The 15,371-nt window shown below is 35.9% G+C and carries 10 protein-coding genes and 2 tRNA genes; 4 read left to right on the forward strand and 8 right to left on the reverse strand.

Going from position 1 to position 15,371, the window contains the following annotated elements; all coding sequences use genetic code 11:
* The first annotated feature begins 69 nt into the window (after positions 1-69).
* Complete coding sequence (locus tag P0092_RS21305; RefSeq protein ID WP_004618271.1) at positions 70-423, forward strand: VOC family protein; 354 nt, start codon at positions 70-72, stop codon at positions 421-423.
* Between the two features lie 69 nt (positions 424-492).
* Here P0092_RS21305 and P0092_RS21310 read toward each other — a convergent pair.
* Both P0092_RS21310 and P0092_RS21315 read right to left on the reverse strand, forming a co-directional pair.
* Positions 493-568, reverse strand: a tRNA-Thr gene (locus P0092_RS21310).
* A gap of 195 nt (positions 569-763) precedes the next feature.
* Positions 764-839 (reverse strand) — tRNA-Val (locus tag P0092_RS21315).
* Between the two features lie 162 nt (positions 840-1,001).
* Here P0092_RS21315 and deoD point away from each other — a divergent pair.
* The 3 genes from deoD (at position 1,002) to P0092_RS21330 (ending at position 6,462) form a co-directional block, all read left to right on the forward strand.
* The gene (gene deoD, locus P0092_RS21320) at positions 1,002-1,709 is read left to right on the forward strand and encodes a purine-nucleoside phosphorylase (protein WP_004618270.1); all 708 of its coding nucleotides are present in this window, start codon (positions 1,002-1,004) and stop codon (positions 1,707-1,709) included.
* A 300-nt stretch (positions 1,710-2,009) separates the two neighbouring features.
* On the forward strand, positions 2,010-4,487 hold the full coding sequence (locus P0092_RS21325) for an LTA synthase family protein (protein WP_004618269.1): 2,478 nt from the start codon (positions 2,010-2,012) through the stop codon (positions 4,485-4,487).
* 316 nt (positions 4,488-4,803) lie between these two features.
* Positions 4,804-6,462, forward strand: a complete 1,659-nt coding sequence (locus P0092_RS21330; RefSeq protein ID WP_242831740.1) for a PAS domain-containing sensor histidine kinase — start codon at positions 4,804-4,806, stop codon at positions 6,460-6,462.
* A 24-nt stretch (positions 6,463-6,486) separates the two neighbouring features.
* Here the strand turns inward: P0092_RS21330 and arcA are convergent, their stop codons facing one another.
* The 6 genes from arcA to P0092_RS21360 form a co-directional block, all read right to left on the reverse strand.
* Complete coding sequence (gene arcA, locus P0092_RS21335) at positions 6,487-7,713, reverse strand: arginine deiminase (protein ID WP_004618267.1); 1,227 nt, start codon at positions 7,711-7,713, stop codon at positions 6,487-6,489.
* Positions 7,714-7,817: 104 nt separating this feature from the next.
* Entirely contained in the window at positions 7,818-9,920 is a 2,103-nt protein-coding gene (locus tag P0092_RS21340) for a sensor histidine kinase (RefSeq protein WP_004618266.1), read from the reverse strand.
* 199 nt (positions 9,921-10,119) lie between these two features.
* Positions 10,120-11,478, reverse strand: a complete 1,359-nt coding sequence (locus tag P0092_RS21345; RefSeq protein WP_004618265.1) for an MATE family efflux transporter — start codon at positions 11,476-11,478, stop codon at positions 10,120-10,122.
* A gap of 182 nt (positions 11,479-11,660) precedes the next feature.
* Positions 11,661-13,664, reverse strand: a complete 2,004-nt coding sequence (locus P0092_RS21350) for a methyl-accepting chemotaxis protein (RefSeq protein ID WP_004618264.1) — start codon at positions 13,662-13,664, stop codon at positions 11,661-11,663.
* A gap of 202 nt (positions 13,665-13,866) precedes the next feature.
* Entirely contained in the window at positions 13,867-14,610 is a 744-nt protein-coding gene (locus tag P0092_RS21355) for an ABC transporter permease (protein WP_004618263.1), read from the reverse strand.
* Positions 14,579-15,328 carry an ABC transporter ATP-binding protein gene (locus tag P0092_RS21360; RefSeq protein WP_004618262.1) on the reverse strand — a complete coding sequence of 250 codons (750 nt, stop codon included), beginning with the start codon at positions 15,326-15,328 and terminating at the stop codon, positions 14,579-14,581. The genes P0092_RS21355 and P0092_RS21360 overlap by 32 nt, the downstream gene beginning before the upstream one ends.
* Positions 15,329-15,371 lie beyond the last annotated feature (43 nt).

Here is a 15,371-nt window from a genome sequence, read left to right on the forward strand (position 1 = left end):
TAATTAATTGAATGTTATAATTATTGAAGAAATAAATTTACTAAACTAATTTTTAAAGGAGGCTGGAAAGTGAATTTAGGTGAAGTTTGTATAGAAACAAATGACGTTGTTAAAATCGCCGACTTCTACAGAAATATCTTAGGTATTTCTTCGGAGTGTAAGGATGAAATACATCAATTCATAATTACGGAAGGTACCGCTTTGAGTGTTTACAACAACGGAAAAGCAAAGAATAACCAAAATGAAAATATAAGCTTGGCTTTTACTGTTGATGATGTAGATGAAGAGTATAAGCGATTGCTGAATCTAGGAATACATATTATTGATACTCCGCAATTACAGCCTTGGGGCGCAAAAAATATGCATTTTTGCGATCCAGACGGAAATCACATTTATTTTAGAAGTTTACCAAAAGACGTTTAACTAATGTGTGTTTAGTGCAGCTTTTATTCGAACATGAAAAAACCCTTCAAAATGTTATTTTGAAGGGTTTGGAGCTGGCGGACGGAATCGAACCCCCGACCTGCTGATTACAAGTCAGCTGCTCTACCTGCTGAGCTACACCAGCATCTTTTTTGCATCAAAGCAGTTGTTTCTGCCCTTGACACTATGATAGTATAACAGGGTAAAACTTATGTGTCAACACTTTTTCACAAGAATATTCGGCCTGTTTTGTTATTAAAACCCAACTTTTTTACTTACAGTATTAGTAAATGAATTAGCAGCACAAAAAAAGCAATTATCATAAAATGATAATTGCTTTTGGTGGGAACTATAGGGCTCGAACCTATGACCCTCTGCTTGTAAGGCAGATGCTCTCCCAGCTGAGCTAAGCTCCCTCGTGCATGAATTATTATAAACTTATCACTTTAAAATGTCAATAATTTTTAATTTGATTTTACATTGTTATATTTTTACTGATTTTTTGATTGGAAAATTGTATAATTTATATGTATTATATGTTTTAACAATATAAGATACTAAATTTAGGAGAGTGAATTATGATTCCTACACCACATATCAATGTAAGCGAGCAGGGTGTTATCGCTGAAACAGTATTAATGCCGGGAGATCCTCTTCGTGCAAAATTTATAGCCGAAACCTATTTGGAGAACCCTGTTCAATTTAACTCCGTTAGAAATATGTTCGGATTTACGGGTACTTATAAAGGCAAGAAAGTCTCCGTTATGGGTTCTGGAATGGGTATGCCCTCAATAGGAATATACTCATATGAATTGTTAAACTTTTATGGAGTAAAGAACATTATTAGGATAGGTTCCTGCGGAGCTATTCAAGAGGACGTAAAAATCAGGGATATAATTATCGGAATGTCGGCCTCTACCACCTCCAATTACGCGTCCCAATATAACTTACCTGGAACTTATGCTCCTACTGCATCTTGGCCTTTAATGAAAAAGGCTTTAACTATTGCAGAAAATAAAGCAATTCCGGTGAAGGTCGGAAATATTTTATCCGCCGATATATTCTACGATGATGAACCTGAGGTTTGGAAAAGATGGGCCAGAATGGGTGTTCTGGCAATAGAAATGGAAGCCGCAGCATTATACATGAATGCTGCCCGTGCAGGAGCAAATGCCATATGCATATTGACTGTCTCTGACTCCCTTGTTTCACATGAAGCAACCTCAGCCGAGGAGCGTCAGACATCGTTTACAAATATGATGGAAATCGCACTTGAATTGGCATAGGATACTTTAAAAGTGAGAGCCTGTCCTATTATATATGGGGTAGGCTCTTATTTATAAACTTTTTGTTACATTTAAATAATTCCGTTGCTATCTACTTTAACATTTGGGTTTAGTTTGATATAATCGTTTTCGTATTTTAAAGTCAGGAAACTCTGTACAATAATACTTTGCGGTAAACATTTTTAAATTTTACCGGTATTTTTAGTAAATGATAATAATAAAGCAAGCGACCGCAGGTATTATATTACACTAAAAGCTATTTTTTGTCCTGACTTAATAATAACAGGAAGCTGGTTAAATATGAAAAATATAAGAAATAATTTTGTATTCTTTTTTTTGGTTACAATAATAAGTGCCGTAGATATATTTTATAACGGTAACGCTTTTGTCCAATTGGCTTTAGTTCTGCTGGCTTCAACCGCAGTTTTCTATATGCCTGCTATTAAATTAAACATTAACAGACTTGCATTTATTATTCTTTTAGGTGTGAACTTGTTTGTTTTAGCAATCACATTAACGCAAAGAACATATCTTTTAAATATGCTGTTCCTTTCATATCTTTTGTGGAGTATTATTACCCCAAAGCTTCAGCATTTTAATTTTTTGTTCCCTATGACGTTTTTGCTTTCATTTATATCTGTGTATGCCGCTTGTTTACTTGACTTCAGCGTGCCTGTATTTGTTGTGGCACTTTATCCTGTATATGTTTTTGGCTCCTTATTAAATGGAAAAAATATTATTAAAACAAAAAAAATATGGGCGTTTGCTTTTTTTAATTTATTTGTTTCTTCTCTTGGATTGGCAGTTTTTCTATTTAAATCACTTGGACAGTCAATTATAGATAGTGTACTTTTAATAAATATCGTCAAGCTGGGTGCCTTAGCCGCAGTTTATTTACCACTTTTGTCCCTGTTTGCTATTTGGTTTGCCATATCTGCAAATATGATTTTTCGTATGCTTTTTTCGAAATTCTCAAAGGCTGGTACTGCTTTTGATCTTTCAAATTTTATTAAACCGGTAATGAGCCTTATATCTTTCTTTACAGTTTCCGGTATTGCAACCTTTATATGCGAACTTTCCATAAGGCAGAATTTCAAGGAAACTATCCAAGATATACTTGACCCTAATCTGTTGTTTAATATATTGGTTCTATGCAGTATCTATATGTGCCTGACAGCATTGTTAGGCAGGGGTATTCCTAAAATTATAATTGGAATAGTAACAATTTTCCTTACAGTTGCTAACTATATTAAATTCAAATATTTCGATGAACCTTTTTATCCATGGGATTTATACCTGATTCGTAATTTAATAGGCATATGCAAAGAATACCTCAGTATACCTATTATAGTTTCTGTTGTTGCCGGAATTGGGGTAATGGTGTATGTTGTGATACGTTTCAGAAAAGCTATAGGCAGATATTTGAAGCCCAAGCTTTCTTTGTTATTGCTTCCTTTTGCCGGAATATTCCTCATTTTAAATTCCATAGTTCTCATATATACACCTTTGTCCATACAGCTGGGAATACAGCAGTCATGGTATATCGGTAAGGATGAAATAGTGGCTAACGGCATGTTTGCTCAGAACTATTTTTATCTTACAGAGCTTGATAAATACCTTAATCCTAAACCTCAGGGATACAGCGAAAGTACAATGGCCGATATTAATTCCAAATACGGTGAGACAGGTGACAGTGTAGCCGCTTCCGCATTTGTTTCAAATGAAAAGCCTAATGTTATTATGATTATGAGTGAAAGTTTTTGGGATATAACCAAGCTCAATGATTTAAAATTCAGCAAGAATATAGTAGAAAATACTCACAAATACCAAAAGGGTCAATTAGCAGCTCCTGTTATCGGTGGAGGAACTGCAAACAGCGAATTTGAGGCTCTCACAGGAATGTCAATTTCTGCCTTGAGCCCGGGTATTATTGTTTACAATGCATATCTTAGGACAACTACTCCCAGTATTGCATCTGTTTTAAAGGACAACGGCTACAGTACAACTGCCATTCACCCAAACTATGGTTGGTTTTATAACAGAGATAAAGTATATAATTATTTTGGATTTGAAAAGTTCTACGATGTTGATAAATTTAGTCTAAGCTCCCAGTGCAAGGGGCCGTATATTTCGGACTATGCCTTAGTCGACAAAATCATGGAGACTTTGAATTCCTCTGATAAGCCTGCATTCATTTTTGGAATTTCCATGCAGAATCACGACCCCTATATTGATAAATACAGCTCCCATGATGTAACTGTGGAATCATCTAAACTGAACGAGCAGCAGAAGAATATTGTGGGTAATTTTGCTCAGGGGATTTATGATGCCGACCAATCTCTTGGAAAACTTATAGAAGAGTTGAAAAACAGTAAAAAACCTACGTTGGTATATTTCTTTGGAGACCATGCCCCCAGACTTGGAAGTCTGAATGATTTTTACAAGGTATATGATCTTCTGGGTACTGATGACAGGTCAGCTCAAAACCAAAACTTAGAAAAACTTAAATATTACACAACTCCATTTGCTGCATGGTCAAACTTTAAAGAGATTGATTCCTTCTCTGAAATTGTTTCCCCATCTCATATTGCATACAAAATTTTGGAGGATACAGGTGTAAAATACCCTAATTATTTTAATATTCTGCCCAAGTTGGAGAAAGACTTCCCTGTTCTTCATCAGCAAACTATAAGTACTGTTGACAGTGATAACCAACTTATTAAGGACTACCGTTTAATCCAATATGATATTTTATTTGGAAATAAATACTTGAAATAGACATAATAATGCCGAGATTTGCGGTTAAAAAGCTCGAATTTTGGTGCATAATAGTATTTGACTTATTTTTACATAACAGTATAATATTATGGTGTAGAGAGAGGTCATATATATGTGTTATTTGTCTTACTCGGTTTTAGTACCGATAATATCACTTATAATTTTGTTAACTTACGCAGTTACTACCTCCTGTGTCTTTATCATAAAGCGTAATAATAGCAATCGATGGTTTTATTTGCTTTTAAATATTGTACTTATACTTTGGTCTTTGTCTTTTGTGTTTTTTTCCAGTGCCCCTGACAAAGACGCTGCCCTTATGTGGTATAAGGTAGGTGCCATAGGGTTTTATACATATAATATTTTGTCAATTAACATTGTATCAATACTTAGTGACGGGCCACAGAAAACAAAATTGACTGTACCCGTCATATTTTCGTTGTGCATTCCTATATCGATACTGTTTCTTTTTGACGACTTGACTTATATTTCCTTCTACAAAAGCAACGGGATTTGGTTGTACTCCTTTAAAACTCCTGATCCATGGTTTTTCCCTTGCTTCTTGTTTATTGGGATACTTTTATATGTAAATTTGAAATATACTGAGCTGAAGTCTGTTATTACGCATGCACTTCTTCAAACAGTTCCTATTAGCATTGGAATTGTTACGAATGTTATTATGCCTTTTTTCAGCAGAAACGTATCACCGACGCTTGTACATACTGCCGTTATTATATACTCAATTGCTTTAAATGTTATATTTGCCAAGCAAAGCATGGCCATGACATCAGCTTCAATTTCGGCCAAACAAATTATTTCAAAAATATCCGATATGGTTATTATTACTGATACAAAGGGTAAAATAGTGGAGGTTAATGATAGTCTTAAAGAGCTTTCCGGATATTGTTATTCAGAGCTTTTGGAAAAAGATATCAGTACTTTGTTTTCCCCGAAAATATGCTCTGATAAAGCAAGTGTAAAGGTATCAGGCTATAAAATATTGACCCGGGAGAATCACACAATACCTGTCAACATGTCCATATCTCAGATTTATTCTGAGGATAAGACCACCATAATAGGAACTGCTTATGTCTTGCAGGATATAAGCAATGTGCTCAGTCTTGCGGAGAAAGTCGCAGAGGAAGCTGCTGTTACGAAGGTTGCCAATCAGGCGAATGATAAATTAATAGAACTGGATAAACTTAAAACTGATTTTTTGTGTAATGTTTCTCATGAGCTAAGGACACCTTTAAATCTTATGGTTAGTAGCCTTAAACTTTCAGCTCTTAAAATCAGTCAGAACCACGGCGTGCTAGACACAGTAATGATGCACAAGCATTTTCACATTATGAACCAGAATTGTTTCAGGCTGACGAGAATTATCAATAACATTATTGATATTACCAAGATTGATGCAGGGTCTTTGGATTTGAACCTAACCAACAACAATATTGTTGATGTCGTGGAGGAAACTGTCCTTTCGGTAGCATCTCATATTAAGGATAAGGGTATAACCCTTATCTTCGATACCGACGTGGAAGAAAAGTTTCTGGCTTGTGACCCTGACCAAATACAGAGAATTCTTCTAAATTTGATTTCTAATGCCGTAAAGTTTAACAGCAGCGGAAGAGAAATCTATGTAAGTATTGAAGACTGTACTGAAAATATAAAAATATCTGTAAAGGATAACGGCATCGGTATTTCATTGGAAAATCAACCATTTATTTTTGATAGGTTTATTCAAGTAGACAAGTCTCTTACCCGTCAACATGAAGGAAGCGGAATGGGATTGACTATTACAAAGTATCTGGTGGAACTTCACAAGGGTACTATAACTCTTGAAAGTGAGCCCACCAAAGGCAGTACTTTTACAATTACACTGCCTGTTTACCTTGTCCCGAAAAGTGCACACAAAAGTGTACCTACGGTTCTTACTTTAAACGAAAAAGTAAACATAGAATTCTCTGATGTTTACTGAGCCATCAATTCTTTTTTAGTACACCTATATTGATTCCCGATACAAGGGCATACTCATACACCTTGGCCCTCCTCTGCCTCTGGACAACTCATAGGAATCAAACTCCAGTACTTCAATGTGGTTTTTTCTTAAAGCGTTGTTGGTTACAATGTTTCGGTTATAGCATACGACCTTGCCCGGAGATACAGCCAAAGTGTTACTTCCATCACTCCACTGCTCACGACTGGCGGCAATAGGGTCTCCATCTCCGCATCTTATAAGATTCACAGCAGGCAGCTTTAAATACTCTTTCAATACATGGGATAAATCCTTGTGCTCGTATTTTATTTTTAACTGATTTTTTTCTCCTCTTGTTATACTGTAAACATCAAGAGGGTCTTCTATCCCGGGAAATATAGTGAACTGGTCGTAATCAACCATGGTAAATACCGTGTCTAAATGCATGTATGCCCTTGTTTTGGGAATGTCAAATGCCAGTACTGTATCAATTGGCTCCCTTGAACTGAGAAGATTATATGCCAGTCTTTCAACTGCTACAGGACTAGTTCTGTCACTTATTCCTATAGCCAGAACCTTTTCCGACAGAACAAGTATATCTCCTCCCTCTATTGGGTGTGTCTTATCTCTGTTATACCATCTGGGTATATTTTTAAATCCGGGATGGTAATTAAAAATATATTTTGCAAAAAGTGTTTCTCTGTTGCGTGTTTCATTTGCCATTACATTCAGAGAAATACCTCTTCCGATTGCTGCAAAAGGATCTCGTTGAAAATATAAATTTGGTATAGGATCAAGATAAAAAGGATAAGCATTCTTAACCATATCACCTAATTCTTTTGGTTTTATATGTTTCAGATCCTCCTGTTTTATCCCCGCTATACATTTGCTTATGAGTTCTTTTGGGGAGAAATCATCCAGATATTCCAATATTGCCTCCTGAAGGCCTTCTGTAACAGCCTTGCCCTCTACCATAAGCTCTTTTAGAAATTCTCTTCTGATATCCGGATTTATCAGTATTTCTGCCATTAAATCCGTAAGATATATAACTTCCACACCTTCATTTCTGAGTATGTCTGCAAATTGGTTATGTTCTCTTCTTGCTTGCTCCAGATATATTATTTCGTCAAAAAGGAGCCTTCTAAGATAATCAGGAACGATATTTTCTACCTCTTCACCGGGACAGTGGAGAAGTACAGATTTTAGTTTTCCTATTTCACTATAAACACTAATGTTGTGAGTTTCTGAAGACATAAATATCCTCCATTGTAAATATGTTTCTAGTCTATGATTTCCTTGTTTTACTGCCATTATTCTTAGGATATATTTATATTCTGGGTCTTGCATTTACTCGATTTTTAAGAATATATATCTGAAAACTCAACATTTATGTTTTCAACGTTTGTTCTGCTGACAACAGCTCTGTTAGCAGAAGCTTCATCATCGAGTACCTTTACCGGAAGTTCAATGTAAACTTCGCTGCCCTTACCTTCCATACTGCTTATTTTAATAACACCTCCATGCATCTCCACAAGGGTTTTAACAAGAGATAACCCTATACCGCTGCCTTCCCTGTTTCTTGTCAGTGTTTTGTCAACCTGTCCAAACCTTTCAAAAATCGTCTCAAGCTTATCCTTTGGTATACCTATGCCTGTGTCCCTGACAGATATAGAAACCATCTCGCCCTTGTCGCTGATGCTTATTAAAATACTCCCATCCTTATCAGTAAACTTTATAGAATTTGAAAGGAGGTTAAGTATAATTCTTTCTATTTTATCGGCATCAACTGCAATTATTTTTTCTTCGCAATCAGTGTCAAAGGTAATACTAAGTCCACGGCTCTCAACATAATCTGCAACGGAAAGGGTAATTTCTTCAACTACACTTACTATATTCTGATTGGACAGGTTCAACTTTAAAAACCCGGAATCAAATTTTGACAGGTCAATTAAATTATTTACAAGTCTTAGAAGTCTATAGCAATTTTGCTTCATCACTCTATGATATTTATTCAGATTTTCTTCAAAGGGTTGGGGCAGCTCAAAATCGTGGGGTAGATTTAAAATCTGTATCGCCCCCAGAATAACGTTTAATGGAGTTTTAAGTTCATGTGAAATATTGGAGAAAAACTCTGTTAGCAGCTTATTATATTCTATCGTCTCATTTAGTACCCTCTCATTGTCCCTTATATCGCTTTTAAGCTTGCTAATCTGCTTTCTTGAGCTAATATCCTTTAGTATACTGATATTTGAAAGTTTGCCCTGATATACCAATATATCGCTGGTGGACTCAAGGTCAATTATGCGCCCTTTGTGTGACATTATTTTATATTCATATTGAACCGGGGAAGCTTGTCCCAGGCAAGACATCTCCATGTGTTTCCTGACAAGTATTCTGTCATCCGGATGAACAAAGCTCAACAGCTCCATCCCAATTAACTCACCTGAAGTATAAATACCAAAAATCTTTTCTGCCCGGTCATTTGCAAAAATCAACTTACCTTCACTGGTTACTATTATGGCATCGCTTGAATTATTTATTATAAGCTCGTAGCATCTGTCATTTTTGACGAGCATATCTTCTATCATCATTCGCTGCTGCTGTTCTTGTTTTAATTGATTATCAATATTATTTATTTTATCATATAATATGTTGTAGGGTCGTTTTAGCCCTGTCTCAATAATTGCCTTATAAAGAAAGAAATAAGACAATACCCGTACTATGTGAGACCAGACATTTGTCCAGTCCGAGGGGTTGAAAAAATAGGTGAACATCAATTCGGAAATGGCCATTAAAACTAAATGGCACTCCATATTAAAGAAAAGCTTAGAATCAATGTTTTTTCTCTTTTTAAAGTACAATATGGCAACTATCAAAATTATTATGGTAATTACAAATTCACTAATTATTTTAAATCGCGTAAGCCCATGACCTATTTTATAACAATCGGGAAACACGTTAAAATAGAGTATTGAAGCAATAATTCCACAGCTAGCCAGGAAGTATGCTATAAATATCACACAGGTTCTGAACTTCTTTAAATTTTTATAAAGGAGCAAAGTTGACCCCAGAAGTGTAATTGCCGTCATATACCTTCCTGACATCCAGAACTGTACAACCTTGCTTTGGTCGCCGTTATAAAATATTATTGATACTCCTGAATACACAAATATATGAAACATATCAATAATACCAATAAAGAAATACCCTATGCCTAAAAATACAATAAATTTGTTTTTTAACATGCTGTTTGTATTAAGTGAAACAAAAAACAATGCAAATGATATTCCACAAACAAACAACTCTGCAGAAGTATGAAATAATAAATGGTAGGAATACCGTATTAAATAAAGAAATATTAAGAATACAGCAAAAAGGAATAATTGAAAGATTGATTCTTTCCTCAAATGCTTAGTTTTTGCACTGATTCCTTGAACATTAAAATTCCTGGCTAATTTCATAAGACACCCCCGAAATATTATTTATATAATATAGTGATTTGCTTCGGGGACTAATAGATTTTTATGGCTCAGCCATGAAGCAATTCCCTAGCCTCCTCTGTCCTACGAACATGAGAAGCACAGGAACTATTCGACATCTGATTCCCAATTCCTTCTATAATATCTAAATTTATACAATTTTGTATGTTAAATTGTATATTTAGCTCTCAGCCTTTACTAAGGATTTATGTTCCCATTTGCCCTGCCTGTATCTTATTATACTTGCAATTGCCGTAATACCCCATGTTAAACCTGTAGTAGTCCACACACTCCACACTCCGATAGTCGGAATCATTGCCAACCCTGTTGAAAACCCAATTCTACCCACAACCTCGACAATGCCGTTTATCATAGAATAGAAAGCATCGCCGGTACCGTTTAAAACACCTCTTGTAATATATATCAGGCCCAGCGCAAAATACATACAGCTTGTAATTTTTATTGCTTTGGCACCAAGCTCTATAACGGCCGATTCTTTAACAAATACACTCATAATTGCATGTCCTCCGAACTGGGCTGCCAACAGTGCGGTCAGACTCAATACCGCAACTATTATTATGCTCTTATGATAACCCCTTCTGACCCTCTCCAGCTTACCTGCCCCCATATTCTGTCCCGCAAATGTTGACATGGCTGCTCCCAAAGAATTATAAGGCTGTCCTATTAGCTGTTCTACTCTGCTGGTTGCTGTATATGCAGCAACCGCAACCTTTCCGAATCCGTTTACAACACTCTGCAATGCTACCAATGAAATAGCAATCATTGAGTTTTGCAGTGCAACCGGAATTCCGATTTTGAAACATTTTTTTACAATAGCCCAATTAATTCTCATATGCTCTTTTTTTAATTTAAAATACGAATTTGTGGATAAAGCAAAGATAATGCAGCCCAAAGCAGCAATAGCCTGAGAGATAACTGTGGCACAGGCTGTTCCCGCCACTCCAAAGCCGAACTTCAGCACAAGTAATAAGTCCAGACCTACATTTACTCCACAAGATAATATCAAAAATAACAAGGGTGTCCTTGAATCCCCTAACGCCCTTAATATGCCCGCTGTTGCGTTATACGCCGCTACTGCAATCATACCTCCTGCTGTTATTCTCAGAAACGTCACTGAGTCATCTATAATTTCAGGAGGCGTTTTCATCAGCTCCAGTATAGGTCGGGCTAACAAGCAGGTTACTAAGCTCATAATTATTCCTGACACAGCTATTACATATACCGCATTTGCTATAGCACTTTTTACTTCTTCTTCTTTTTTTGCACCAAAATACTGTGAAATTATTATACCTATTCCAATAGACAATCCCAAGCAAATGGAAAATGTCAGAAAATTCAGTGAGGCTGTAGCTCCCACCGCCGCAAGTGCATTAGCACCTACATACTTTCCTACAATAACCGAATCAATTAAGTTGTAAAATTGTTGAAAGATATTACCGATAAGCATTGGTAATGAAAACTTTATCAGAAGCTTGACTTCATTTCCTTCTGTCATATCCTGCACGTAGTTTATTGACATTGTTGACCCCTTACATTATTATCAATTAATTTAAATACTGTGTTATGCTACGATGTCTTTTATTCTGTTGTATATTATGTATACATTATTATAACAGTATAGGTATATATTTGCTATGTAGTTGCTTAAAAAATGCCCATAAGACAAGTCATCTTATAGGCATTTCTTAAATATTAATTTTTTTAATTCAGTTTGAACTTGCGGAGTTCCCCATTTAGTCTCTCTGCTAAATTTTGAAGCCCCATTACATAGTTATTAAATTCGTCCATAGTAGCATTTATTTCTTCTGCTGAGGCAGAGACCTCCTGCGAAGCTGCAGCTGTCTCCTGTGAGGTTGAAGAAATGTTTTCAATTTGTCTGGTAACTTCAGTTTTTTGATGATTAATATTTAATACTTGTTCCTTCACGCTATAGACCATATTCATCAAATCGTTTATGGATGAATATATCTTATTAAAAATTTCAATAGTTTCTTCTACAGTCTGGTCTTGGTCATTAACAATACTTTTGGCCTGTTCCATAGCGTTTACTGCTGTGGATGATTTCCCCTTGATTACTTCGACTATTCTTTTTATTTCACCTGTTGAGCTCTTGGACCGTTCAGCAAGTTTTCTGATTTCATCTGCCACTACAGCGAAACCTCTCCCGGACTCTCCTGCTCTGGCAGCTTCAATACTTGCATTAAGGGACAGCAGATTGGTTTGCTCGGTAATTTGGTTAATGGTATCCGAAATCTTATTAATCTCCTCAGTACTCTTGCTCATGTCATCTACTATTTCACTTACGGTTTGGGTAGTTCTCTTAGTTTCTTCCGATTTATTCATAAGGAACTTAACTATCTCCAAGCCCTTATTGCTTAAAACTCTGGTGTTCTCAGAAATATTATTCATTTCAGCAGTTGAGTTTGATATCTGCTCTAATCCCACTGACAGCTCTTCCATTTCAGAAGCTGCCTCCTGTGTACTGGAAGCTTGAACTGCTGCTCCCTGTGATATTTCATCTATAGCTTTGGATACCTGACCCACGGAAGCAGTTGTCTGCTCCGTCATAGAGGATAAATTACCTGAGGTATCAAGAACTGTCTGGGATGACATTTCAACGTTTTTAATCATATTAGCCATGTTTAATATCATGGTATTAAAGTCTTTTGCCAAATAGCCTATCTCATCGTGAGTATTAACCTGTACAGTCTCGGTGAAATCTCCCTTAGAAGCCTTTTCCATAACATTTTTAATCTTTTTAACATTTGAAGACACTGAATTGGAAATTAATACAGACAGCACCGACGCTGCTAAAACCGCTAATACTAAAAATATTAAAAGCATGTTTAACATAACTCTGGTGTCTTTGGCCAGTTCATCTACTTCCATAGAGCCTAGCATAATCCATCCGGTTAAAGGACTTTTTGAATAGACAGCATATTTTACCTTTCCCTCATATTCATAAGAAGTAAAACCTGTTCCTTTGCTTTTTACCTCATTCCATACAGGTAGTTTAGTAAAGGTATCCGTACCAATAATTTTTGTGTCAGGGTTAGCAAGTATTATGCCCTTCTTATCAAGAAGCGAAGCGTATCCTTTGTTCCCAATCTTTATTTGGTCAAGGTCTTTGGAAAGTGAACTTAAATCTATGTCCATGCTAACTACTCCAACTATCTGACCATCTTTTTCTACTGTTTTAGAAATAGATACAACAACAGTTCCCCCTGATATAGATACATACGGTTCACCATATACTACCTTACCCTTATTATTTAAAGCTTCCTTATACCAGGGTCTTGATGTAGGGTCAAATCCTGCCGGTACTTCCAATTTGGGATAACAGTAAAAGTCCTTGTTTGCCGTACCCATATATACATTTTGTACATTTTGGTTACTTTCCATTACTCCTTTGATGGAATCCATAACATGGGGAAGTAACTCAGGGTTACTTTTTATATTTATGAAATTTAAATTATTACTAAGCATTAACACATTGTTGCCCTTTGCCGTAAGCTCTTTATCGATACCTCTGTTTACCTCTCTAAGTATTTGTGAGCTTGTATTTTCTAATTTATCCACCAATATTGATTTGGATTGATAATAAGATGTTAAACCAAGTGCAACTAATGGTACTAAACATATACTAATCAGGCTAATAAGTAATTTACTTCTAATGCTTTTCAATTTAAATTTTGTCTCTTTCATGATGAATTATCCTCTCTCACACTGTAAGACGTTTTGTAAGCATATGGCTTCAACGATACTAATATATACTATAATTAGACATTTTTCAACAATCCTCAATGTCACTCTATTATGTCTAATTACTAATTTATAAGCAAAAATAGCCTTAGGCTATTGCCTGAGGCTATTTTTGCGGATTCTCTAAGAGTTTACACAAAGGGGCTTACTCCCACTTGAAAAACCTGACAGCTATCCAGCTACAAACTACTGTAAGTACACTGATTACACAAATAGGTACCAGAACATTGTTTATACTTAAATTTAGTGATGCACTCTTTAAAAGTTTTATTCCCTGAGTTAATGGAAATATATCTGCCACCCTTTGAAGTACCGTGGGCATAACTTCATATGGTAATGTTCCTCCTGAGAAAATAAGCATAGGAAAATATAGAATACTTGCAATTACGCCTGCTATTTTAGTATTTTTCGCTATTCCTCCCACCATAAATCCAATACTGAACATTGATATCATAACTAATGCATATGCTCCAAAGAAATTTATCCATGAACCCTTGAATTGAAAATTGAAAAATATTCTGGACGTCAAATAAACAAGCACCAGTGAAGCGATAGAATATAGGGCATATACAACTCCTTCAACTGCCAAAATCATTATTGGGCTGACAGGTGTTACTTTGAATCGTTTCAAAATCTTTCTGTGACGATACTCAGACAGTACTAAGGGTAAGCCCATAGCACCCCCGGCACATATTGCAATGGTTGACACGGCTGAAAAGGATTGCTGCATAAATGTATAACCTGCTCCGGGAAATGCCGGCTTATTGCCGTAAATAACACCCAAAATAACTGTTACTAACACAGGCATACAGATTGCAAAGATGAACATATCCATTCCTCTTAGTGATAACTTTAGTTCAGTTTTCAGCATTGTTCCAAATACTTTCATCCTGTAATTCCTCCCCATCTGCATGCCATAAGTAAGCATCCTCAAATTTTTCGTATGGACTCCTTGCTACTGCTTCTGCTACAGTCCCGTAAAAATGTATTACACCGTTTTTTAATATACATATTTTATCGCATAGAACTTCAACTTCATCCATAAAATGTGATGTTAAAAATATTGTGAGTCCTTGCTTCTTTAAACTCAACAAGCAATTCCACACATACCTTCTGGCTCTTACGTCCAGTCCCGTTGTAAGCTCATCCAGAAATACTGCCTCCGGATTAGGAATTAACGCCAATATAATGAATAATCGTTGTTTTTCTCCTCCGGATAGTTCGTTTACAGGTTTTTTAACCTTATCCTGGAGATTAAAATTCAATAATAATTTATTGTAATCTAAGGGATTTTTATAGAGAACTTGTGTTATTTCACATAACTCTTTAACTGTAATTTTTTCCTGATAATTAGATTCCTGAAACTGAACTCCGACTTTCTGAAATAGCTGTTTTCTTTCCTTTTGAGGATTCATACCCAAGACAGATACCTGCCCGCTATCAAAATTCTTTGTGCCTAGAATACATTCAATAGTGGTGCTCTTTCCTGCACCATTGGCCCCAAGTAGCCCGAAGACCTCGCCCTTCTTCACCGATAAGCTAATATCTTTTATCACCTCAACCTCACCATATGACTTAAATAGCTTCTGAACTTTTATCACTTCCATGTGTTATTCCCTCCTTCTGATAAAAGAATAACACCATGATAAA

Source organism: Ruminiclostridium papyrosolvens DSM 2782 (assembly GCF_029318685.1).
Classification (GTDB): Bacteria; Bacillota; Clostridia; order Acetivibrionales; family DSM-1351; genus Ruminiclostridium; species Ruminiclostridium papyrosolvens.